General features: G+C 58.3%; 20 protein-coding genes. 8 read left to right on the forward strand and 12 right to left on the reverse strand.

The annotated features are described in order from the left end of the window. The first annotated feature begins 777 nt into the window (after positions 1-777). The 4 genes from BN77_RS21905 (at position 778) to BN77_RS21915 (ending at position 8,066) form a co-directional block, all read left to right on the forward strand. Complete coding sequence (locus BN77_RS21905; RefSeq protein ID WP_007536109.1) at positions 778-1,785, forward strand: gluzincin family metallopeptidase; 1,008 nt, start codon at positions 778-780, stop codon at positions 1,783-1,785. A 237-nt stretch (positions 1,786-2,022) separates the two neighbouring features. Next, positions 2,023-2,616 carry a nuclear transport factor 2 family protein gene (locus tag BN77_RS31490; protein ID WP_007536111.1) on the forward strand — a complete coding sequence of 198 codons (594 nt, stop codon included), beginning with the start codon at positions 2,023-2,025 and terminating at the stop codon, positions 2,614-2,616. Between the two features lie 68 nt (positions 2,617-2,684). After that, complete coding sequence (locus BN77_RS21910) at positions 2,685-4,721, forward strand: hypothetical protein (protein WP_157224496.1); 2,037 nt, start codon at positions 2,685-2,687, stop codon at positions 4,719-4,721. A gap of 192 nt (positions 4,722-4,913) precedes the next feature. Beyond that, positions 4,914-8,066 (forward strand): ATP-binding protein, encoded by a 3,153-nt coding sequence (locus BN77_RS21915; protein ID WP_040678618.1) that lies wholly within the window; start codon positions 4,914-4,916, stop codon positions 8,064-8,066. Positions 8,067-8,281: 215 nt separating this feature from the next. Here the strand turns inward: BN77_RS21915 and nadC are convergent, their stop codons facing one another. The 4 genes from nadC to BN77_RS21935 all read right to left on the reverse strand — a co-directional run bounded on the left by nadC (position 8,282) and on the right by BN77_RS21935 (position 12,612). Then, a complete protein-coding gene (nadC, locus tag BN77_RS21920; protein WP_007536119.1) occupies positions 8,282-9,133 on the reverse strand; it encodes a carboxylating nicotinate-nucleotide diphosphorylase in 852 nt (283 codons plus the stop codon). A 1-nt stretch (position 9,134) separates the two neighbouring features. Beyond that, positions 9,135-10,673 carry an L-aspartate oxidase gene (locus tag BN77_RS21925; protein ID WP_007536122.1) on the reverse strand — a complete coding sequence of 513 codons (1,539 nt, stop codon included), beginning with the start codon at positions 10,671-10,673 and terminating at the stop codon, positions 9,135-9,137. Beyond that, positions 10,670-11,641, reverse strand: a complete 972-nt coding sequence (gene nadA, locus BN77_RS21930; protein WP_040678620.1) for a quinolinate synthase NadA — start codon at positions 11,639-11,641, stop codon at positions 10,670-10,672. Before nadA ends, BN77_RS21925 begins: the two co-directional genes overlap by 4 nt. Positions 11,642-11,709: 68 nt before the next feature. Then, on the reverse strand, positions 11,710-12,612 hold the full coding sequence (locus BN77_RS21935; protein ID WP_007536127.1) for an NUDIX hydrolase: 903 nt from the start codon (positions 12,610-12,612) through the stop codon (positions 11,710-11,712). Between the two features lie 489 nt (positions 12,613-13,101). On the opposite strand from BN77_RS21935, the gene BN77_RS21940 reads away from it, so the two are divergent. Further along, the gene (locus BN77_RS21940) at positions 13,102-13,497 is read left to right on the forward strand and encodes a helix-turn-helix domain-containing protein (protein WP_007536129.1); all 396 of its coding nucleotides are present in this window, start codon (positions 13,102-13,104) and stop codon (positions 13,495-13,497) included. 29 nt (positions 13,498-13,526) lie between these two features. Here BN77_RS21940 and BN77_RS21945 read toward each other — a convergent pair whose 3' ends face one another. From BN77_RS21945 to BN77_RS21965, 6 genes are all read right to left on the reverse strand, one after another. Continuing rightward, positions 13,527-13,796, reverse strand: a complete 270-nt coding sequence (locus tag BN77_RS21945; RefSeq protein WP_007536132.1) for a hypothetical protein — start codon at positions 13,794-13,796, stop codon at positions 13,527-13,529. 65 nt (positions 13,797-13,861) lie between these two features. Further along, a complete protein-coding gene (locus BN77_RS21950) occupies positions 13,862-14,608 on the reverse strand; it encodes a TfuA-like protein (RefSeq protein ID WP_007536134.1) in 747 nt (248 codons plus the stop codon). After that, the gene (locus BN77_RS21955; RefSeq protein ID WP_007536136.1) at positions 14,605-15,864 is read right to left on the reverse strand and encodes a YcaO-like family protein; all 1,260 of its coding nucleotides are present in this window, start codon (positions 15,862-15,864) and stop codon (positions 14,605-14,607) included. The genes BN77_RS21950 and BN77_RS21955 overlap by 4 nt, the downstream gene beginning before the upstream one ends. Before the next feature lie 11 nt (positions 15,865-15,875). Then, complete coding sequence (locus tag BN77_RS35575; RefSeq protein WP_280109952.1) at positions 15,876-16,007, reverse strand: hypothetical protein; 132 nt, start codon at positions 16,005-16,007, stop codon at positions 15,876-15,878. Between the two features lie 125 nt (positions 16,008-16,132). Then, positions 16,133-18,079: an AfsR/SARP family transcriptional regulator gene (locus BN77_RS21960; protein WP_007536138.1), complete on the reverse strand. Its 1,947-nt coding sequence runs from the start codon at positions 18,077-18,079 to the stop codon at positions 16,133-16,135. 240 nt (positions 18,080-18,319) lie between these two features. Next, on the reverse strand, positions 18,320-19,360 hold the full coding sequence (locus tag BN77_RS21965; protein ID WP_007536141.1) for a glutamine synthetase beta-grasp domain-containing protein: 1,041 nt from the start codon (positions 19,358-19,360) through the stop codon (positions 18,320-18,322). A gap of 492 nt (positions 19,361-19,852) precedes the next feature. Between BN77_RS21965 and BN77_RS21970 the strand changes: the two genes are divergently transcribed. Together BN77_RS21970 and BN77_RS21975 are read left to right on the forward strand one after the other, a co-directional pair. After that, positions 19,853-20,053: a DUF2735 domain-containing protein gene (locus BN77_RS21970; RefSeq protein WP_040678300.1), complete on the forward strand. Its 201-nt coding sequence runs from the start codon at positions 19,853-19,855 to the stop codon at positions 20,051-20,053. A 196-nt stretch (positions 20,054-20,249) separates the two neighbouring features. Beyond that, positions 20,250-21,461 (forward strand): TIGR03862 family flavoprotein, encoded by a 1,212-nt coding sequence (locus tag BN77_RS21975; protein WP_007536143.1) that lies wholly within the window; start codon positions 20,250-20,252, stop codon positions 21,459-21,461. A gap of 25 nt (positions 21,462-21,486) precedes the next feature. Here BN77_RS21975 and panB read toward each other — a convergent pair whose 3' ends face one another. Together panB and panC are read right to left on the reverse strand one after the other, a co-directional pair. Beyond that, entirely contained in the window at positions 21,487-22,308 is an 822-nt protein-coding gene (panB, locus tag BN77_RS21980) for a 3-methyl-2-oxobutanoate hydroxymethyltransferase (protein WP_007536146.1), read from the reverse strand. Further along, positions 22,308-23,183 carry a pantoate--beta-alanine ligase gene (gene panC, locus BN77_RS21985; RefSeq protein WP_007536147.1) on the reverse strand — a complete coding sequence of 292 codons (876 nt, stop codon included), beginning with the start codon at positions 23,181-23,183 and terminating at the stop codon, positions 22,308-22,310. Before panC ends, panB begins: the two co-directional genes overlap by 1 nt. Before the next feature lie 301 nt (positions 23,184-23,484). On the opposite strand from panC, the gene BN77_RS21990 reads away from it, so the two are divergent. Further along, positions 23,485-24,150 carry a J domain-containing protein gene (locus BN77_RS21990; protein WP_007536149.1) on the forward strand — a complete coding sequence of 222 codons (666 nt, stop codon included), beginning with the start codon at positions 23,485-23,487 and terminating at the stop codon, positions 24,148-24,150. Positions 24,151-24,166 lie beyond the last annotated feature (16 nt).

Consider the following 24,166-nt stretch of genomic DNA (forward strand, 5'->3'; position numbering starts at 1 on the left):
TGGCCGCTTCGGCAAGGATGCGCACACCGGCGAGCCTATCGGGCGCAAAACTAGAATATTGCCATAGGTCACGCAATCGATGCGGCGACGGCGGCCTGCCAACAGCATAGCAGCAATATTGCGCCGTAGCTGCCCGTCTCGATCACCTCAGAGAAGAAGTGCCCACCTTCGGCAAGCGGGGCAATCTCACACCGGAATTGCTGCCCGAGTTGGTCTCGTGATTATTGACCGCAGTACGCAAACCTTGGAGATCAGCAAGCGATCGAGCGAACGCATCCTTGTGAACGAAAATGAAGCTGCGCATCAACCGACCTTCGCAGCCCGGTAGGTCGTGAACCGGCGTCGCAATGCGGCGAGCCAATCCGTGCGGCCGCTTCACATAAAATCTGAACCCCGGCCCCAAAGGGCCACGACGCTGCAGTTCCTCCCAGTCCCGCGAAACTTCAATTCCAATCCACAGTTCGAGGATTGAATTTCCGAAAACATACTGTGAGCACTGCAAATTATAGTGGCACACCTGCCCAAATAGCCTGCGGGGTGGTATCATTGGTTGAAACAGATGGGCAGCATGCAACGAATTACGGGGCCGGGTGGCCTCATCGACCGTTTAAACGCCGCGACGGTGTGAGCGTCATTGAGGGTTTCAGTAGACCCATAGGTGGATTGGACGGGCTTGGCCGCCTCCATAGAACTTTCCAAGACACATGACCCCGTCGTCCATAGTTGCAAACACGGCCAAACGATGCCGTTTTCATCAAGTATTCGGGAGGATCACAGATGCCTGCTACAGTAACCGTTTGGGAGAAAGATCCTGCATTGGCAGCCAGGATCATAACGGTGCCGGCACCCGACATCGCGAAAACGCCCTTAGCATTTCACCTTATCCCGTCGCTCGGCGACAACCCACCGAAGGCGGTCGAATTTCGATACTGGAACGCCGCCGCAACACTGCGACGGGCGGCCGACTTTTGGGCTGCGAGTAGTCAGCCGCCCGTTAAGTGGCGCGGCGGTCAAGTAATGGACGTGTTCCTTGATCGAGGAGAAGCCCTGAATTCCGAGTATGACGGGGTGACTTTGAGCTTTTATCACGGCTCGACCGCAGGGCATCCAACTCTTGTCGTCTATTCGGGCGAGAGCCCCGATCTGCTTTGCCATGAACTCGGTCACGCCGTTCTGGACGCAATACGCTCAGATTTGTTCGAGGCCGATGAACTGGAGGTCAAAGCCTTCGGCGAATCCTTCGGTGACATGAGCGCGGTCCTGTGTGCGATGCAGCTTCCCACGTTCTGCTCCTTCGTGCTCGCCGAAATTTTAGGACGGGATTTCTGGAGTAGTTCGAGCCTCTCTCGAGTTGGGCAACAATTTGGTTCTGCGCTACGTTTGGTGAAGCCGGCAGACGCGGACGTTGATTGCCTGCGCAACGCATGGAATAACCACTTCTATATCGACCCTGCTCAACTCAGTCAGGTTGGTTTGGCCGACGCTATCTGGGCCAATGCCCATTCATTTTCCAGGATTTTTACGGGGGCTTTCTTTGAAGCGCTCTCGGGCATGCTGTCAGTCAGGGCAGGCACCTCCCTGGAGCCGGAAACTCTGCGACAGGTCAGCGACGACATGCGCGATATTCTGGTCGGTGCCACAAGAAGAGTGCAGCTTGTTCCCCGCTTTGCCGCGGAGATTGCGGCTGCCATGGTGGAGGAAAGTGACAAGTACGACCACGGGTACCCGAATGTATTCCAAGGGGTTTTCGTTCGGCGCAACATCCTTCCGCAGGCCATCAGCTGATGGCCAGTTGGCGGGATGTAGATTCGCGCACAAATTGCTCTTTCTTCGCAATCTCTCGACCCCTCAGTTGTCATAGCTTGCTATTTAGCGTATTCTAATTTTAATTACAAAAGCAGATGTGAACCGTGGTGGCCGTCCTCAGGATTCGGCCTGCCATTTTGTCTGGTTACGTCTAGCCGCTTTAGCATTGCACAGACAGCACTACACAAATTCATTCTCCATCAACGGGGGCACAGTATGGCCAGCGGCTGGATAATACCTAAAATTCGATGGCCAGCCCTAGCGCTTGGCTTAGGCTCTTCGCTTGCATTGACTAGCGCTGCGTTAGCGCAAGATCTTCCCTCCTGCACTTACGAACTCAACCGCGAATATCTCAGGACTGTTGTGAATCCCCCGCCGTCCGATCGACAGGAGGTAATGGATCTTTTGCACCGCTACAACTGGGCGCTTGATGACGCAAGCACTCAAGGTGTGGACGCCATGCTGCTAGACAATGTCACTTTCGAGCTGTGCACAGGCCGCAAACAGCTGCAAAGGAAGACCAATAGGACAGGGCTGCTTGATTACCTCGACGTTGTAAACGGCGAGATGGGAAACATCAGCAGAAGACGGCACATCGAAAGCAATACCCTGCTAAACCTGATAGACAAGGACACTATTCAGGGTAAGTCCACGGTCGTCGTCACGATACAATTTACGACAATCGAGACACCTGTGCTTGATTACACCGCAACAATGGTGACGACCTTCAAGAGAGATGCAGGCGCCTGGAGATTCGCGATGATCGTTCTGTTGCCGGATTCACCGAGGGTTACTCTAAGCGCCCGCTGAAGTTGGTAATCCTCAGCCCGGAGAAGGCCGTGCGCTCTGTCGCTTTTGGATTGCTCGGTGCGCTCTCGATGGCCTTGCTGTTGTCCAGCTCTGCCACGTCGGCGCATATTGCGGTTGAGTCGACCCAATTCGATCGGCTTGGCTCTGGCACCGCAAACAGCGCAATTCTTGCCGATGAAGCCAAATGCCGTGATCGCAATTATTGTGACCCACGGCCCTGTACGGTCCCGGTACGGCTACGGGAACCACTCACAGAAGCGCTTTCTAATAACCAAGGACATCAATTCGAAGCCTTCCGACTCTGCGAGCAATTCACCCAACTGGCTACGCACGCCGACCAGACGATGATCTGGCCCAGTTCCGAAAACAACGCCGAGGCAACTTCCTTCGCTGAGGCCTCCAGCCGCTGGAACGGCGACTTTCAATGGAAGCCGGCTTCAGCGAGCACTGACATCATCACGAGATTCGGCGACGAGGCACGTGCCGTTTTCGGCCCGATCCCAGACATCGATTGCGGCGACTTAGCTGCGAAGGTCATCCCATTAGAAATTGACGGCAATATCGTCGACCTGAAACCAAACCCCGCAATCAGTGGAAGTCCTCTACAATTCGAACACCGCGACGCCAAAGGCAAGATCGTCAAGTGGAGCACTCAAATCGCTAAATGTGACAAGCCTTCGCTTGCGGGCAACGTCACTTACTGCGGGATGAATTCGCGTGTAAGCCGTAGGGTGGTAGGCACCGTCGAATGGGTTTCGCTCTGTCGGAAATCGAGCCCCCACCTTGAAATAGACCCGGAACCGTACTGGCAGAAGAACAATCCGACATTCGCTCGACTCGGGATCATTGGTTTCAATCGAGAAAGCGGAGAAATCGTTTTCTTTGACGGCAGCAAGAATCGGCAACACTTTGACTGGACTACGCCCTTCACTCCCCCAGGTGGCCGATCCTATGCAGATCACAAAGGGCGAACTACCGCCGCCACGCTGTATGACTCGACCTTCCAGATCCAATGCTCCGCATGTCATGACAATAAGGCTCCGTACGTCATTAGTCCGCATATTGGCCAGGCCCGGATCGGATACTTTGGTGGAGCAGCAAGCGAGAGAGCCTTGGCCTTCAGCCTTGGCGACTACGTCCCGAAGATGAAGCGCGACGAGCGCCTACCTTTTCGTGTTATCGGTTCCGCTTACACCGCCACTTACGCCACCGATCTTGCTCGTGCAAGAACCGTCGAAGACCCCTCCGGTAATTGCACCCAATGTCATACGCTGACGACGCAAATTACCGGGCAACGCATTGCGGCAGATGCCGCGGGCCGAATTCCGGAGGTGACGAACCCGACCTGGGCACAGGTCGTCAGTGTCCGGGCGGAGGTGTTGAAGCTTAGCGAAATCGATGCGCACCGAACGGATTGGGCTCGACGGTCAGCGTACGGCAATATCCATCCCTGGATGGTTCCCCGCGAAGGAAACAAGATCACTGCAGAGAGCGGCCAAATGAGCGAAGATGACTGGCGGCAATTGAGTAATTGCATTTGGGAAGCTGGCGGCAAAGAGTGTCGTTATAAGCCGCTCTTCACAGCGTGCCCTGCACCCGGTGTCCAATTGGGCGGGGACGGCTCCCAACCAACCGCCGTGTCGTCGGAAGTGCTCCCCGTCCCCACCGGGGAAGTCGGAGCGAACCGCGTTCTTCGTTTGAGATGGAGCTACCTCAATGACTATGGGCATGTGCCCCAGCGTGATGATGTCCGGTTCAATATCGCGATTAAATCAACCCCAATTCCGTTATCGGGAAAAGCACCTCTGGAAAGCGACTATCCAACAATCGACGAAGCCAAGGATGCCATTGACGACACAACGGTCGGGCATGGAGGCACCTCTGGCCGAGCGATGTTCGTTGGCGACCTGTCCTACTTCGGGCATAAGCGATTTACCGATCCGGCGCCTTCCACCACGCCGCGCGAATTCCGTGCGGATCTGCCGGCCATGTGCAACCGGCGCTATCTCGCGCGCGTCTTGGCGAAACGGTTCTGCTTCGATCAAAGTGGCGTCAAGTACGCAGACAGAGGACAAGTCCTTTTCGCCGATGTCACATGCAACTGACACGTGGCAGTCCAAGCATTCACAGTCTATCGTTTGCGCCGAAAATTCATGCCACGTCGAAACTAGGTCATACACTTGCCCCGCCGATGTTTTGTTAACGCAGCTTCTTGGACGCTTGGAGAAGTGCTATCCTTTCGCCTCATGAATACCCAGGGAGCGAGCGAGTTCATCACCGGTTTGCTGGGAGTTTCGATGGAAGATGTGAGGAAATGGCTAGAGGGGTTGGGACTTGAGCACCTCGCTGGCATATTCGCGCGATCGCAGATCGACGGCGATAGCCTTCGCATGCTTTCTGAAGAAGATTTGCGCGAGATGGAGATCCCTGTGGGTCCGCGCAAGAAAATTGCCGCCGCCATAAGTTTGCTGAATGCCGATGATGCCGCGAAAGCGTTTGCGACCTCAGCCGAGAGGCGGCATCTGACAATACTATTTTGCGACCTGGTAGACTCGACCGGATATGCAACACGCCTCGATCCAGAAGATTTCACAAGATTGACAAAGGCTTACCTGGCTGAATGCACTGCCGCGGTCCGAAATCACAACGGCATCGCCGCCAACTATGTCGGCGACGCATTTCAGGCACTGTTCGGGTATCCAATAGCGGAAGAAGATGACGCCGAGCGTGCTCTTGAGCTTGCCTTTGACATCCTGCAATTAGTTCCTGACGTAAAAGTGTCCGGCGGGCCGCCACTGCGTGTCCGCATTGGAATTGCGAGTGGCCTGGTCGTCGTCGGAGACTTTGTCGGCGCTCCGGCAGGAGTTTCGACTGTTGCTCTTGGATCGATTCCAAATCTGGCTCAGCGCCTTCAGACCATTGCAGAGCCTCAAACAATCATGACCGATCAGCGGACTTACGATGCTGCCGCCGGCGCGTTCGAGTTCACTGATTTCGGGTCCCGGGCACTTAAGGGGTTCCCGAATGAGGTCCATGTCTGGCGAGCCGACAGGCCCAAATCCCTGGAGAACCGCTTTGCGAAGAGAAGAGAGCTAACCGAACTTGTTGGGCGTCAAACGGAAATCTCGGGTCTGCTGGAATTGTGGGAAGAGGTGGTCGCGCGAAAGCGCGGCCATGCTGCCATGATCGTCGGCGAACCTGGCATCGGAAAATCGCGATTGATATTCGAGGTCCAACGGCGCATTCGCCAGGGCACCTACCTCACGCTTCAATGCTCCAGCACTTATTCCAATAGCGCCCTCTTCCCATTTTTGACCCTCCTCAAACGATACGCCGGAATAGAGGGGGGCGATCCACCGGAAATCGCCATGACGAAGCTGGGGACGGTTCTCGCCCTGAGCACCGTCCCCATTTCCGAGTCATTGCCCGTGTTTGCAGAACTTCTAGCGATTGACCGCCACAAACCAGCGGATGTACGCCCTTCCGCGCGACAACGCGGCCTATCCCATAGGATCCTTATTGACTGGCTGCATCATCTCTCGCAAATCGGTCCAGTGCTGTTGTCGATCGAGGACGAGCAGTGGATCGACCCTTCATCGAGCGACTTGCTTGAGGCCCTTATCGCAGAAACAGGGCCATTTCCAATTTTTATCCTGATTACCTCCCGTGAAACGCGCCGACGAACCGAAACAGAAGGGGGCGTCAGAAAAGTTGCGCTGGATCGGCTGTCCGATGATGACGCGCGCGTACTCCTGCATCGCCTCACCGCGGGGCGCGATATCGCAGACGAAACTGCCCTCCTGCTCCTGGAAAAGAGCGAGGGAGTACCCCTCTATGTCGAGGAATTGGCTCGAGCTGTCCTGGAGAGTGGACCGCTTTTTGAGGAGGGTGGCCAAAATTCGCCCAACCTTGCCGTCGGCGTTCCCACATCCATCCAGTCTTCACTTTTGTCCCGCCTCGACAAAATCGGTCCCGGCAAGGTGATTGCACAGGTTGCGGCTGTTGTCGGGCGTGAATTTGACCTGCCGGTTGTTGCCCAGGTATGCGGTTTGTCGCAAGACATCGTGGAGCCAACGCTGCAGCGATTGGTGGAGGCTGGGCTAGTAATGCGGCAGACGACCGCCAGCGAACCACGCTATGCTTTCACCCATGCCCTTCTGCAAGAGGCCGCGCGCGAAAGCCTCCTTAAAGAGCGACGCCGCGAGCTTCATGCCGAGGTTGCCCGCACTGTTGAGAGCCTCAATCCAAAGCTCGCGGCCGAGCACCCGGAGGTCCTCGCGCAGCATTTCGCCGAAGCCGGACTTTTCGAGGAGGCAGTCGACAAATGGTTAGCCGCAGGTCTTAACACGAGCAGGACCTGGGCAAAGGTCGAAGCCGCGAATATGTTTTCCAATGGTCTTGCCTGCCTCGCGAAATGCCCTCCTTCGGCAAAGCGAGACCGGATAGAGCTTGAACTCGAACTCGAACGGGGCGACGTCCTTTACGCTACCTTCGGCTATGTTACCGACGAAGGTAGCGCAGCCTATCGCAATGTTATCCGGCTGAGCGATCACCTCGGCGATGTGGAGGCGCCGGTCCGCGCGCTGGATGGCCTTTTCGGCACAGCACTCAACTCCGGACGCTTCGCAGATGCCGAATGGGCGGGCGACGAGCTGCTGGTCATCGGCAAATCCCGCAACAGCTTGAAAGCACTTGTCCTCGGCATGCAGTTCAAAGGCATGTGCTTTTTTTCGCAAGGACATTTCGAAAAGGCTCGCGACTTTCTTGAGCGAGCGCTTCGTCACGCGGACCGCGCTGATGAAATCGGCAGCGACTTTCCGAGTATGGCAATGCTTTATCTGTCATGGACATTGCAGCTAACCGGGCATGACGCGAGGGCAATCGAACTCTATGCCGCCGCAGAAGCCGACGCGCGCCGCCATTCCGCATACCAGCTGGCGGCCTGCCTTGGAAATTGTTGCATCCTTTACGCGCTACGTGACGAGTTCCAACCGCTCCAGCACAAGCTTGACGAACTGTTCATGCTCGCCAGGACGAACGGCTTTCGTATGTGGACGAACGTCGCCTCATTTTTTCAGGGCTGGATCTTGGCGCGTGGAAACGATCCCCTCGGTATTGCGAAAATGGAGCAGACCTGCGCGAACCTTGGGGAGCAGGAAATCGACAAGTCCTGCTACCTGGGCCTGCTCGGAGAAAGCTATCTGCAAGCCGGCAACATAAAACGGGCGGCGGCCACTCTGGACGAAGCCCTAGCGCTCGCTGAACACACTGGGGAGAACTATTTCACGGCGGAGCTACTTAGGTTACGGGGAAAAGTCGAACTTCGCTGCGGTCGGGAAAACCGCGCGGTGTACTACATCAGCGCGGCCATCGACTTCGCTCGCCGGCAAGGCGCTACGACGTGGGAGCGAAAAGCCAGTCAAACACTCAAAGCGCTGGCGGACCGCTAGACAGAGTTAAATAAGGCTTGGATCCCTCCAATGATCGCCCCCTACAAAGCAGGCTTTATGTTTACGACTCTGCCCGACCAGAATCATGTTCAAAAGAGGCAGGCCAATAAGCAGCTTCGCTGTGGCGAACCTCGTCAGTGAAAGTTCGTTCCCGCGCCCGACTTGATGCGTCGCAAGCGTAGTCATACGCCGGCGGTCTTGGCCAACGATATCAGTCAGCGTTGCACATCGAGCCCAATATCGAGGGTTGGGGCACTGTGCGTGCACCAGCCAACCGACACGAGGTCGACACCGGAGGCGGCGATTGCAGCGACTGTCGCAGGGGTTACCCGACCCGAAGCCTCGGTGACCGCACGACCATTGACGATCGCGACGGCTTCGCGCAGTTGATCCGGGGTCATATTGTCGAGCAGCACCGCGTCGACGCCCTGTTCCATCGCCTCCCGCAGCTGCTCCAGCGTATCCACCTCGACCTCGATCTTGACCATGTGCCCGACGCCGGCACGCGCGCGGGCAATCGCCTCCGCCACGCCGCCAGCAATTGCGACATGATTGTCCTTGATCAAGACAGCATCATGGAGCGCAAAACGATGATTCATGCCGCCACCGGCGCGAACAGCATATTTTTCCAGAGCCCGCAGCCCAGGCGTCGTCTTTCGTGTACAGGCAATCGATGCCTTCGTGCCGCTAACCGCCTCGACCAGACTTGCTGTCACCGTCGCGATGCCAGAGAGATGGCCGAGGAAATTGAGCGCCGTGCGCTCCCCGGTCAGCAAGCCGCGCGAAGGTCCAGCAATCGTTGCAATGGTCTCGCCTGCTTCGATGGGGGCCCCGTCTTCTCTATGGCGGGTCATCGTGATCGTGGGCTCGACGAAATGGAAGGCGAGTTCGGCAGCATCGAGACCGGCGATGATGCCGCGCTGCCGCGCCACCATGACCAGCGACGAGCGATGATCTGCCGGGACGACCGCAGCCGACGTGATGTCGCCGGCAAGGCCGAGATCCTCAAGGAGAGCTGCGCGTACAAGCGGTTCGATGACAAGACGTGGCAAGGGGGCAAGTAACATGTCAGGCACTCCGGGCAAAGGAATGGGTTTCGGCACGCGCGACATCGAATACATCAGCAAGCGTCATGAAGCGGCGTTCGGCAACCGGCAGCTTCAAGGGATAATCGCTGCGTGCATGCGCACCGCGACTTTCCTTGCGCAGCATTGCGAAGACGGCAATTGCCAAAGCAACAATTGCCGGATCGGCGGCAGGTCCGTCGGTTTCGGCAAGCGGCAAGAGTGCCGTGATTGCTTTCTCAAGAGCCCCTGCATTGCGCAGCACACCGAGATGACGCGACACGAGCGCACGCACGAACGCGGCATCCGGCGCAGGCACCGGCGACACTCTTGGTGCCAAGCGAACGGTCCCTTGCGTCGTTCCATGAATATCACGAGCGGCCAGCGTGCCGAGGACGGCCGCCTCAAGCAGCGAGTTGCTGGCCAGCCGATTGGCGCCATGCAACCCGGTCGAGGCCGCCTCGCCGACCACCCAGAGGCCAGGGATCGAGCTGCGTCCGGCTAAATCGGTTGCAATGCCGCCCATGTGGTAGTGAACAGCAGGGCGCACCGGGATGAGGTCGATTGCCGGGTCGATGCCAGCCTCATGGCATAGCGCATGGATCGTTGGAAAGCGCAAGGCGAAGCGATTGCCAAGTGCGCGACGCGCATCCAGGAAGACACGGCGTCCCAGTGAAAGCTCGGAGCTGATGGCGCGCGCAACAATGTCGCGCGGTGCCAGTTCTTCTCCGTCGATACCCGACATGAAGCGCTCGCCCCGGTCATTGACAAGGATGGCGCCCTCACCGCGCACGGCCTCACTGACAAGCGCCAGCGGCCGGCGCGCAGAATCGAGGCCGGTCGGGTGAAACTGGACGAATTCCATGTCGGCAAGCTGAGCCCCTGCCCGTGCCGCCAGCGCAAGTCCTTGCCCGAAATTGCATATCGGATTGGTCGTGGCGCCAAAGAGCCCGCCGATACCGCCCGTCGCCAGCACCACTCTGTTGGTCATGACGGCGGCAGTCTTCTCCCCTCTCGAAACCATGAGGCCGCTGATAGTACCGTCGTGGATCAGAAGCGAGCGCACCTCGGTTGCGTCTAGCACAGTAATCGAGGGCGTGTTTGCGACCGCCCGAACGAGAGCGGCGATGATCGCAGCACCAGACCCATCTCCCGACGCGTGTACGATGCGTCGACGCGAATGCGCCGCCTCCAGACCAAGGACGAGCGTCCCTTGGCCATCCCTGTCGAAACAGACGCCGACGCGCTCCAGGGCCGCAATGACGCTCGGGCCCTTTGCGATAATCTCATACGCGGCCTGGGGATCGCACAAGCCGTCACCCGCAGCAAGCGTATCCGATAGGTGTAACTGAGCGCTGTCGTCCTTACCAAGACTGGCCGCGATTCCGCCTTGTGCCCAGGCGCTCGAGGTCTGCCCACCAATTGGGCCGCGGGTAATGAGCACGACCGGTAGCGGCGCCAGCGTGAGCGCCGTCATTAGACCGGCGAGCCCGCTTCCGACGACAACAACCTGCCCGCTCAAGACGTCAAAAGGCGCGGTCATATCGCAAGCATCCGCTCGACCGCCCGCCGCGCAGGGCCGGCAATCTCAGGATCGACCGTGACCTCGTGGCGATTTTCTTCAAGGGCCGCGCGGATGTTGCCGAGCGTGATCCGCTTCATATGCGGACAAAGGTTGCAAGGGCGGATGAACTCGACATCAGGGTGATTTACCGCGACATTATCGCTCATCGAGCATTCGGTAAGAAGCACGACGCGAGGGGGGCGCTGGCGCCCGATAAAATCGACCATCACCGCGGTCGATCCTGCGAAGTCCGCCTCATCTACGACCTCCGGTGGACATTCTGGATGAGCCAGCACGGTCACACCGGGATAATTTTCGCGCAGTTGCCGGACGTCATCGGCCGTAAACAGTTCGTGGACTTCACAATGCCCATGCCATGCGATGACCTCGACCTTCGTTTCGCGGGCGACGTTACGGGCGAGATATTCGTCCGGAATCATCAGCACGCGTGGCACGCCGAGCGACTCGACCACCTGCCTGGCGTTACCTGACGTGCAGCAGATGTCAGATGCCGCCTTCACGGCCGCTGAGGTGTTCACATAGGTGATGACAGGCACCCCGGGGTAGGCTTCGCGCAGCAGCGCCACGTCTTCTGGCGTGATCGAATCCGCCAGCGAACAGCCCGCGCCCATATCCGGGATAAGCACCGTCTTGTCAGGATTGAGGAGCTTGGCCGTCTCAGCCATGAAGTGCACACCAGCCAGCACGATGACGTCGGCCTCGACGTCGATCGCCTTGCGGGCCAGCGCCAGACTGTCCCCCACGATATCGGCCACGCCATGAAAGATTTCCGGTGTTTGGTAATTGTGCGCAAGGATCACCGCATTGCGCTGCCGCTTCAGCTCGAGGATCGCCTCGACATCATTTTCGAAGGACATCCATTCCGCCATCGGGATGACGTGGCGGACGCGCTCATACAGGGAGGATGCGGAAACTCGATGGTTCATGGCCGGCTCCATTTATGCTCCAATTGAGCATATCATGCCCAAATAGATATTCTCGACATGAGCATATGTCAATTGCGTGAGAGCGGGAGTTTCGAACCGGCGAGCGCGCGCTCTTCTACCACCGCGTGGCGGTAGCGAAACAGCTTTGCCGGGCGCCCGCCCGTCTCGCTCATGGATTCGCCGGTTTCCTCGACCAGCTCCTGCTGCTCGATCAACCGACGGAAATTCTGCTTGTGCAAAGTCAGGCCAGCAAGTGCCTCAACGCTGCGCTGCAACTGCAACAATGTGAAGCTCTCCGGCATCAGTTCGAAGACGACTGGGCGATATTTGATCTTTGCACGCAGTCTCGCCATGCCAGTCGCGAGAATGCGACGATGATCGGCAAACATCGCGCGACCTAGATTGGCTTTTGGCGAGCACCCGGCCTCCTTCACAAGGCCCGCTTCATAGAGCAACTCGTAGCGCTGCAGCACGAGATCCTCGTTCCACACAGCCCCACCAATACCAAAAGCGAAATTTGCCCGGCGCAATCGCTCCTCGTGGCGCAAAGGGTCCTGCTGCGCCCAAAAGGCAAGGCGGGATATGATGTCGTCGTAAACCGCCGGCCGTCCAGCGCGCCAGTCCTCCCAGGGAAAATAGCTGTACCAGCCATGCCATGCAGGCAGCCCAGCGCCGGGAGCGGACTGCTCACGCACCAGGCCGAGATAGCTGATCGAAATCGTCCTGCCGCCAAGGATCTCGTTGTTTCGGTCGCGGTCAGCGAAGGTGTAGAGCTGTTCCAGATAACCGACCGGATGACCCGTCTGCTCCTGAACCCATTCGCGCAGACCGCTCTGCAGTGTGCGGTGACCCATTTCGAAAGGACCGGACGGCAGCGCATCTCCCGACCGGATCGTCATGACGCGAGGCTCGCCACCTGTCACAGCAACGAGTACAGCTATCAATTCGGCATGGGCAAACCCGATTGTCACGGCAGTTACGAATCCACTTCCCTCGACTGGTCAATCTCTGACACAGCAAACCGCAACACGAAAGCGCCGCGCAATTGCGACCTGCAGATTCCCTTGCCGGCGCTTCCATCACAGGAACCGCGGGACCATTGGAGCTAAAGAGAAGAAAGATAGCGCATCCTGGGACAACACCGAACGACGGCCGCATCACGAAACCACCGCTTCCGAGACGAGGGCGAAATCCGTCATTGGCAGACACAGGCGCCAAAAGCGCTCGTCAACTTAAAGCCGTTATCCTGCATACGATCTATGGTTGCGCTCTCGGCGGCGGGGATTTGCGTTGGAAGCGGCTTGAGGTTCAGGCGGATGGCCGGATCTTCAATATGTTGAGCCGAGGCGCCTTATACGAGATAAAAAACGAATCAACACAATTGATCCGATCAATTATCTCCGTTAGGTTGATCGCTAGCATAATAGTCGCGCAACAACCGGCGTTGGAAGGAGAGAGTCATGAAAGATGCACCCCATGCGGTCGATGTTCACGTCGGGAAGACAATCCGCATAAAGCGCCTGATGCGTAAAGTATCGCAAACCGAGCTTGGCGATCGCGTCGGCGTCACGTTTCAGCAGATCCAGAAGTACGAGAAGGGCTCAAACCGTGTCTCGGCTAGCATGCTCGTTGAGATTGCCGGCGCACTCGACGTCGACGTCCGTTCTTTCTTCGAGGACGTTCATCCCGGAACGGCCAACGACAATCCAACGCCCAGCGAGGAATTCGTCGTCTCCCGCGATGGTGTATTGCTTAACGCCGCATTCCTCTCGATCAAGAACGAGCAGGTCCGCAAGAAAATCGTAAAGCTCGTGCAGGCGATTGCGGGCATGGAACAGCTGGACGACGCCGAGTAATCGTTCGATCGCAGCGGAGCAATCCGACGTTAATGGCAGTCGAGAAGCACAAGGTTCTCGCTGGCATCTTTTATTGCGACCTGCGTCTTCTTTCCGATCAGCTTTTCCAAGTTGACATCGAGTTCCCGTTCCGGGTCGATACCGTCCCAATCGATAACGACCTGAAGGAGCGCCATATTGGTCAAGTGCATCAGATTATGCAGCTTGAGCTTCTGGGCTTCGTCTTTCGCCGCCGCGAGCAACCGAAAGATTCTGGCATACTCACTCCCTGTTCCTTCGTCCCTCGTCAGAATGTTCATCGCTATCGCTTTCTCCAATGATGAGCCTTCAGGGCTACAACAAGATCCATCATTCGGGTTTGGCGTTACTCGGGCGTTACAGGCGTGACAGCGCCTGTGATCTCCGCTCGCAAATGCTCGAAGTGCGAGGTGGCTGCGAAGCCCCAGTCACGCTTTAGAGCGGCAAATTCCACCTCCTGCAGATATCGCAGGACGAGTTCAGCGTCCTGGCGCTTACGCTCGATCTTTCCTGCTCGAATCATCCGCAGCAGATCCTTGGCCCGATCAGCACTGGCAAAAGCACAAGCTCCGACGACCTTGGGATAGGTGCGCTCCGAAAAGTGGAGCGCTCGCCCGGCGAGCAACAGCATCTTGTGTTCGGCAAGCGATAGAGCGCCCTTCCGGTAAAGAGCGTCGATCGTGGGCTGAAAATCCACCCACGGAACCGATAGCGGCAGCCAGGCGAGTTCTTCGGGCGCATGCACGAGCGCCACAGCCTCGTCGTCAATCAAGCGGCCTTCCGCGTAATCCTCGTAGATCGAGCCCAGACCAACCATACCGAACGCAGCACATTCGGCAGCCCGAAGCGCCCCCATGCTGGCACCTCCTGCAACGACGACGTTGTGCTGCAATGCATAGAGAATTTCCTTGTGCCATACCGAAGGCATTTCTCCGAAATAGCCATCAACAATCCCGATCGCTCGAGCGCCATCGTGAACGGCTTGCAATATGTCGCCGCGTGCGGCAGGCCCCCGAAAGAGGATCGACCGGTTCTCAGACTGAAGCCTGTCGATATCGGCACCAAAGCTCGGACCTACGAAAATGATCTTCATTGCATCGCCCCTTGCATGGCGTTGACGGCACGTAATCCGAGTTGAATGAATTCCCCGCTGACATCCACCTCGAGGCCCGGAACGATCATGCGGACGACTGAAACCGGAAGGCGTGGATTTGAAAGCGGCACGGCCACGACCTGATCGATACCTCTCGACTTGAGGCGATCAAGAATGTGGCTGATATTTTCCTGAATGCTACGCGGCGCTGCTTCAAAAGGGAATTTGTAAGCGATGGGCGCTTCGTCGCAGAGACTGATAAGTTCCTGAACTGGGCCGCCGTCGTCGAGCCGCTGGTAGAGACGCGGGGAAAAGTCATCGCGGCTACCGGCAATTGCCGTCAAACGGCTCTGTGCCGCCTCTGTAATGGCGCGAAGCGCTGCGCGAATGGGATCAGGGTGGCAGCCGCATCCACCGCAGACGTGCGTCCAGCGGGCATCCACGTGCTCACCAAGGTTGCCGGGAATGATAACGGCGAGAAAGCTCGGGACGCCAATATCGGTCGTCATGTCGAGCAATAAGAGACGCATTCCAGCGCGATTGATGCGGTCGACGACGATGTCCAGGATTGGATCGCCGAACGCCCTCGGATCGATGCGCGCGCCACGCAATTGCTCGTATGGGCGCAACTGTGTCAGCGCCCAGGCATCACGCTCAACCAGTTCGCAAAGTCCGTGAAGCACGGCTTCCGCCGGCCGATTTCCGGATGCAAGACCATCACTCGACTGCTCGAAGCCGGGGGGCCGGACACCCCGATGATCGAGGCCGACGAGTGGCCAAGGCACGAAGGCGGGGCGGTCGGACATAATGTCCAGGCCTTCGCTCCAAGCGATCGGCTGTGAGGTGATCTCGGAGGGAACGCAGCGGGCGACCAGATCGAGGTCGATCATTGGCGCATGCTCGGCCTTCATTCCTTCTAGCGTCGCCACCACGAGATCGTTCGGCTGGATTTCCGCCACGCGCGTTTCGACCGCTTCCATCGCCGCAGAGGTCATAGCGGCCTCCTCGTCAATGCCCTTTCCCTGAAAAACAGAAAGGGTGTAGCTGTTCGGCCGTGTTGCGAAAGCAACGGGAATCTCGACGAGGTCGAGCGCGGTGAGCAAACCGACCCGGGTAATGCCCAGTTCGTTGAAGTGCGGTTTGATGGCCGCGAATGTCTGTCCAGGCGTCAATGAGCGGTCGTGATAGCTATTGATACCGGCCGACGAAAGACTGAGATCCTGCGCCAGGCGCTCGAGTGCGGTCTGAACAGACATTCGCATCGACCTCAACGGAACTTCAGGGCGTGAACGATGCTCGCCGTAGCGTTCGTGTCAAGCTGGACGGCGTCCTGCTTCAAAACAGCTTGAGCGGCGGCGGAAAGGCGTACTGCGACTGGCTTGATCTGGGTTGTCGTCATTGTGTCATCTCCTGCTTTTAGCAGCATCATGCTGCGGACAGGAGGAGCATGCCCCGACTGGCGTTATTTCGGCGTGACCGAGTTTTGCGCTAGGACGGCGCTGGAAGCGCCTCAGGTGTAGCGCTTCAGGACAATCCGGCCATCCGAAGGCCGTCAATCAGCTGACGGGTGTCATCCGGATTGCGGTCCGGCACGAATTGCCAGACATCATCGGTGCGAAAATCGGGAAAATTCTCGAGAACGATGGACGCATAGCGCGACGCGGCCTCGACATCGCCGTTCTTCGCATGAGCCGCCGCCAACAGGCGCGAGGTGGCCGGACGGTCCTTGACACGATCCAGAACCTCGATCGCCTTTGCGTAGTTTTCCTGGACGAAATGGATGCCACCGAGATTCCAATAGTAGTAATCGGGGGGCAGCGGATTGAGCTTGAGCGCTGCGAGGCTCAATTCCAGGGCCCGGTCACTTTGTCCATCATGCAGCAGCGCATCCGCGTGATCGGCGAGAATGTCGGCGTCATTCGGGTTCAGCATCTGCGCTTCAGCGAAAAAGTCGAGACTATCGCTGAAGCGACGGCGATAGAGGGCGACGAAGCCCAGTTCGCGCATTGCCCTACCGCTATTCGGGTCACTGTCACGGGCAAGCCAGGCTGAGCGATCAGCCTCCTCCAGCAATTGCGTATCTTTCATCCCGCGCACGAGCCACTCCATGCCAAGCACGCGTGCCATTCCAGCGTGAGCCGATGAAAACCTGTCGTGGCGGGAGAGCGCTGATTTGAACCATTTGCGCGCCTGGCGCAGATGCTGAAGGTCAGTCTTCGAAACGAGCCGCTTCCCTTCAAGATACAAGCGATAGGCTGACGGATTGACATCATGCGTCATATCCAGGAGCTCGCGACGCTCGATCGTATCGGCGAGCGTCATCACAATACGTCGTGCGAGCTGACCGAATGATGTGTTGACCTTCTGCATGGCAAGCGGCAGATCGATCGCCCAGAGCACCTCGGCCGTTGAAGTCTTCGTCAGCCGGCAAGTCGAATAGATGTCATCGTCCCGACCGTGGATCGTAACGTAGACGGTATAGTCGAACCGCAGTTCGGGTGGCGTCGGCACAACCGGATCGCCAGCGAGACTGCGATTGACGATCTCAAGGCTCGTGTGCGCGGCGATCACCTTGAAGCCGCGCTGCTGGCTCAAACCAATCGTGACCTCCTCCAAAAGCGCGCGCCCCACACGCTGCAACATCGGATCGGACAAGATCGTATCCGGAGGCAGTATGAGGACCCGCGGCTGACCCACCGGGTCAGAAGGCACGTCGCCCGGGATTGGTTTCAAGGGACCCGCGAGGGAGGCCGGTGCGATGATGCCGAGCGCCTGCGCCAGAGCCATGGTCTGGCCATCTGGCTCCGCACCGTATTCAGCCCTCAGCTCGTTGCGGCATCGCAAATACACCTGACGTGCGGCCGCAAGATCCCCAGCGTCCACGTGTCGTTGCATCAGCGCTCGGCAAGCGACTTCGTTTGCAGGATCGGCCTCAAGCAGCGAGCCTGCAAGTATCAGGATGTCGTCGGACGTACGTTTCTCTGGTGTTTCCAGAAGTGCAATAATATGAGCCTCGCGGCGCTGCTCGATGCGTTGACGCTCGACGACAACTCGCTCTTCGGCCTCGATCGTCGGCGCCTTGAACCCCTCGAGAAGATCGCCGCGAAGCAGCGTCCACGCCGATCGCGGCAAGGGCGCGGCAGTATCACTCAACACAAGTACGTCTGCGTCCCAAGCATCACGGTTGAAGGAGACATGGGTATTCGTCGTCTTGAGCAAACGCGGCAGACTGTCTGGTATGCTGCGATCAATGCGCGCCAGAAGCTGGCGCAGGCTGCCGGCGCGCTGCTTGGACTGGTCCGACTGCCACAAGATCGCGCGTAGGATTTCACGCTCCATCGCATATTGCGGGGCAGTGACCAGGAAAGCGAGGAGCGCGTAGGCTTTCTCCGGCAAAACGATCTCATTGCCATCCGCGAAAAGCGCTGGCACCCCAAGTAAACGGAGAAGATGGTTCTGTTTGCCGGTCACGAGCAGCTCGCGATTGGATCATCCGATCGCGAGTATAAGGACAAACAATGGCAAGGCAAAAGGATTATGCGTGTTCGGTTGAATTTATCAACCGGTAGATGATTTCAGCAAGCAACGGACTGGAAGAGCGCTGTGCCGGGAATTCTATTCCGCTACGTTTTCGGTCCGCTTGTGATGCCACCAGACAAATGGCGCCGATCTTTCGATCGACGCCATTTGCAGCGAACGCAACTTGGCAGCTTATGCAGCAGCCGAAGCAAACCCGGCGGTCGGAACTTCCGAGATCGTCTTCAGAACCTGCGAAGCAATCTGGTAGGGGCAACCCTGGGAGTTCGGGCGACGATCTTCGAGATAACCGCGATAGTCGTTCTTGATGAAGGAGTGCGGAACGCGGATCGAGGCGCCACGATCGGCAACACCATAGGAGAACTTGTTCCACGGGGCCGTCTCATGCTTGCCGGTCAGGCGCAGGTGGTTGTCGGGACCGTAGACGTCGATGTGCGCCTGCAGGTTCTTGTCGAACTGGGCCATGAGCGCCTCGAAATAGGCCTTGCCGCCAACTTCGCGCATGAACTTGGTGGAGAAGTTGCAGTGCATGCCCGAGCCGTTCCAGTCCGTGTCGCCGAGCGGCTTGCAATGGAACTCGATGTCGATGCCATACTTTTCGCAGAGGCGCAGAAGCAGGTAGCGAGCCATCCAGATCTGGTCGGCTGCGCGCTTGGAGCCCTTACCGAAAATCTGGAACTCCCACTGACCCTTGGCCACTTCGGCGTTGATGCCTTCATGGTTGATGCCGGCTGCGAGGCAGAGATCGAGGTGCTCCTCGACGATCTCGCGAGCGATCGAGCCAACATTCTTGTAGCCAACACCCGTGTAATACGGACCCTGCGGAGCCGGGTAGCCGGTTTCCGGGAAACCGAGCGGACGACCGTTCTCGTAGAAGAAGTATTCCTGCTCGAAGCCGAACCATGCATCCTCGTCGTCGAGGATCGTCGCGCGGCTGTTGGACGGATGCGGGGTGACACCGTCAGGCATCATTACTTCGCACATGACGAGAACGCCGTTCGTGCGGGCCGGGTCCGGATAAACCGCCACGGGCTTTAGCACGCAGTCAGAGCTGCGGCCTTCGGCCTGCATCGTCGACGAACCATCGAAGCCCCAGAGCGGGAGCTGCTCGAGGGTCGGAAAAGCGTCGAATTCCTTGATCTGCGTCTTACCACGGAGATTTGGTACCGGGGTGTACCCATCGAGCCAGATGTACTCGAGCTTATACTTGGTCATTTGCGAGTCTCTCAAACATAAATCGTGAGCAAATCCTCACGCGAACCTGACCTGATAAGGCCCAGATCGCGAAGGGATGCCAAGCTACATGCAGGTGGCGTGCCAGTTCGCGTGCGACGACCTAGAAAGCAATCCGATGTGACCCGACAAGACGTCCCGCAAATCATGCTCTTTCGTCGGTTGCCGGGCCAGAACTAGCAGCGGACTCAAGTGGTTAATGGCCTAAACATCGCCACCGAGCTTCACCCTCCCCGACATTCCCCGAGCAACCAGCCGGAGCAACATTTTTTTCGCATCACTGTCACGATGAGCAAAACTTAGGCATCTGATTATTTTTTACCCTTGCGTAGATTCTGATATAAATGCCAGCATTTTTGAATGCCCACAAATCCAACAAATGTTGCACTTTTTTCAATCACACAGCGCATTTCCTGTGCAACTTTGCTATGGTCGTGCTAACGTCCTTGGACGTCGATGAGCAGGAGGCACTTTATGGCCATTGGTGTGCATCACGAGACCGCAAAGATTTACACGTTCCCCAAGCGATTCGCTGGGGCAGAGCGTCGCCAGAGGGTCGACGTTGAAAAAGACGTGGTCCCGTCCGTCTATGAAAGCTGCTGGTATCACGAAGAGGCGATCAAAGAAGCCGCAGAACCAGAACAGCCGAAATTCACGCCCCGCATCGTGGATTGACTTCCCTTGAGTTCATACCGGTGCGGACGGCGCGTGGCGTAGCCACGCTGCGCAACGCGGCACATGCTCTCGCACGGGTCCGCCATAAGCGCCTACCCGTCGCATGTGCTGCATGCTCCTCAAATGACAACGCTCTTGCGCATCGTCTTCACTCAGGCCATGAGAGGCCTTTGATATCGATCCCGGGCGACCTTTAATGGTGAGAAAGCAAATCGCGATCCTCGGCGGCGGCCCGGCGGGCCTGGCGGCCGCGGAAAGCTTGTCGTCCGAAGGACACGCCGTCACCGTCTACGAAGCGATGCCGACAGTCGCGCGGAAGTTTCTGCTTGCCGGCAAGTCCGGGCTCAACATCACGCATTCCGAGGACTACGAGCGCTTCGCATCACGCTTTGGCACGTCGAACGCCCGGCTGCGCGAAGCACTGGACAGCTTCAAGCCGTCCGATGTCAGAACATGGGCGACAGGACTTGGTGCGGAAACATTCGTGGGATCCTCCGGGCGCGTGTTTCCAACAGCCATGAAAGCCTCGCCGCTTCTGCGCGCTTGGCTGCGAAGACTTGAGGCACAAGGCGTCAAGATACTGGTCCGGCACCGGTGGATTGGATTTTCGGGCGACGACTACGTAATCGAAACACCCGTCGGCACCAATGTGATCCGACCGGATGCAGCACTCCTTTCGCTAGGCGGGAAAAGCTGGCCGCGGCTTGGCTCTGACGGGAGATGGCTACCTTGGCTGAGGGGAAAGGGCATCGCAGTCGATGACTTCCAGCCGGCCAATTGCGGGTTCGACGTCGATTGGAGCGAGTATCTAAGGCAGCGTTTTTCGGGCGAGCCGGTCAAATCAGTTACGGCATCCTCGCTGGCTGGAACGATCCCCGGAGAATTTGTCATCACCCGGCATGGCATCGAGGGGAGTCTCGTCTATGCCCATACGGCAGCATTGAGGGAGAGCTTGGCGGCTGGCCAAGCAGCAACACTCCACGTCGACCTAATGCCTGGGCGCGCGCAAGACCGCGTCGCCCGCGAACTTGGAAAACAGGATCCGAAGGCAAGTCTATCGAACCGGCTGCGCAAGGCTGTCGGTATCGACGGTGTGAAGGCCGCACTCGTGCGCGAGTTCGCCGGCACCACGGAGCGCGGCGATCCCGATCAACTGGCAGGCCTTATCAAAGCCTTGCCGATCCCTGTTCAAAGAACTCGCCCTATTGCCGAGGCAATTTCCTCGGCCGGCGGCGTCAAGTGGGATGAGATTGATCGGAACTACATGCTGAAGGCCCTGCCCGGCCTCTTCGTCGCCGGTGAGATGATCAACTGGGAAGCACCGACCGGCGGTTACCTCCTGACGGCGTGTCTCGCCACCGGCCAGGCTGCCGCCCGTGGAATAAACGCTTGGCTCGGCCGGATCTAAGACCTGCTTTCATCACCCCGTCAGGCTACCGCTTTGGCTGGAAGGTATGTTCCTTGGCCGGAAACTGGCCGGAGCGAACTTCCTCGGCGTAAGTCTGCGCGGCTTGGGACACCAGTGGGCTCAACTCGGCAAAGCGCTTGACGAACCGCGGCTTGAAGTCATTGAAAAGTCCCAGCATGTCGTCCGACACCAAAACCTGTCCGTCACACGCAGGCGATGCGCCAATCCCGATCGTCGGCACGCGAAGCGAAGCCGTAATGTCGCGGGCGACGGGCTCGACGGTTCCCTCGACGACAACCGCGAAGGCGCCGGCTTCGTCAACGGCCAGCGCATCGCGCCGAATCTTTACCGCCTCTTCCTCCGAATGCCCTAGGGATCGAAAGCCGCCGGCCGTATTAACGAGCTGGGGCATAAGTCCGACATGGGCGAAAACCGGCACGCCTCTTGCGGTCAGGAACGCGATCGTCTCCGCCATTTCCTCCCCGCCCTCCAGCTTCACGCCGTCGCATCCAGTCTCCTGCATCAGCCGGACGGCGTTCCGAAACGCCTGTTCTTTCGATTCCTGGTAACTGCCGAAAGGAAGATCGACGATGACGCAGGCATGCGATACGCCGCGCATGACGGCACGGCCGTGGGCAGCCATCATGTCGAGTGTTACGCCAACCGTCGTCTCCATGCCATAGAGCACCATCCCGAGAGAATCGCCCACCAGGAGAAGGTCGCAGTGCGGATCGAGCAGGCGCGCGATCGGCGTCGTATAGGCTGTCAGGCAAACGACACGTTCATTGCCCTTCATCGCGCGGATCGAGGCGGTCGTCAGCCGCTTCTGCTTGCTATGGGTGCTCACTACGCCGCCCTCGAGTTCTTGACCGATTTCATCCCGATGACCCTGTTGTCTAGGAGCCGCGTCGTGCCGATGCGCACGAAAAGTGCAACAAGCGCAGGCGCCGATTGCAGCGAGGACAGGCGCTCTAGCGTTTCAGGATGGCGTACTGCGACCACTTCGGGCGTGGCAAGCGGCTCAGCCGCGATGAACTGACTTAACGCGGCCTCCAATTCCTCGGGGCTATCGCATCCCTCTGCATAAAGCCGCTCGGCTTCCGCCAGCGCCTTCGGCAGGACAACGGCCGCTTCCCGTTCCCTCTCGTCGAGGTAAACGTTGCGCGAAGAGCAAGCAAGCCCGTCAGCCTCCCGCACGGTTGGCACGGCAACGACGCGAACCGGCTGGGCGAGATCCTCGACCATCCGTTTGATGAGCGCGACCTGCTGGTAGTCCTTCTCGCCGAAATAGGCACGATCGGGCTGCACGAGGTTGAAAAGCTTCGTGACGACGGTCGCCACCCCGGCGAAGTGTCCGGGCCGTACCTCTCCCTCCAGCTGATTTCCGAGTGCCGGCACATCGACGAGCGTCAGCATCGGCTGCGGGTACATCTCGCTGACTTCAGGTGCAAACAGAATATCGGCGCCGGCAGCCTCGAGCATCGCACGGTCGCGTGCCAGATCCCGCGGATACTTGCCCAGATCCTCGTTGGCGCCAAACTGCAGCGGATTGACGAAGATCGAGACCACGCTCACGTCATTTTCGGCACGTGCGCGGGCGACCAGCTCCATGTGGCCGATATGCAGGAATCCCATGGTCGGCACAAAACCGATCGTTTTGCCGTCCCGCCGAGCGACACCAAGCTGATCGCGTAAGTCTGCTATCGTGCGGATTATGCGCATAAAACCTCCTCCGAATTCCTCTGGCCGTCGTGCAGCCGGACAAATGGTGGCGGATAGAACGCGATTTGAGGAAAACCGTCAACGCGAGCAGCGCTATTATAACGATTAAGCAGCCGGCGACGCACGCGTTATTTGCCTCCCGCACGTGGTGAAGGCCACCGGCCCTGTCGGACGATTCCATCGTGTGACTTTGTTTATTCTTTTTGTCCAAACTCCGCCCCAGTGATGATAGAAGAAAGCCTCGATGGACGAATGCCCTTCATGGGTGGCACGGCAATGTCCGAACAGCGACGGAGGGATGGTGACCAATCCTTATGAGATTCTCGGCGTCCGGCGAGATGCGACCGACGACCAGGTGAAGGCCGCCTATCGGCGCCGCGCGAAGGCGACGCATCCAGACTCCGGCGGCGATCCGGAGGCATTCAGCCGCGTTCAGAAAGCTTACGAGCTCTTATTGGATCCAGTCCGCAGGAAGGTGTTCGATGACACCGGGTACGACGTCGAGCTTGCGGATCCCATCGACTTGCAGGCCCTAATGGTCATTGAAAAACTGGTCAATCAGCTGACCTTGGACGAACGCGAGCCTGGCACGTTTGATCCGCTGAGCCGCATGCGCGCCGACCTATCGGAGGACATGCGCAAGGCGCGATTCAGCAAGCGCGAACTCGAGCGCCACGCCTCACGCATCGAGCATCATCTGGAAAGGCTGGAAAAGCGACCGGCGACAGACATTCTCGGCTCCATGCTGCGCGCGCGCATCAAGGCTATTTCGACGGCAATCGGCGAAACGGAAGCAAAGATCAAGGCCAGCGAGCGGGCATGCGAAATGCTCTACGACTACAGCTATGAAGTGGATATTCAAGAAGGCGAGGAAGGCCTCGCCGTCGAAGATCAATCAGGCCCGGCCTTGCGCAACAAGCGTGACGATCGCCCGCTTTGGGTCGTCCCTACAGCGCAAGAAGGTTAGCGGACCATCCGCCCGC

Source organism: Rhizobium mesoamericanum STM3625 (genome assembly GCF_000312665.1).
GTDB classification, from domain to species: domain Bacteria; phylum Pseudomonadota; class Alphaproteobacteria; order Rhizobiales; family Rhizobiaceae; genus Rhizobium; species Rhizobium mesoamericanum.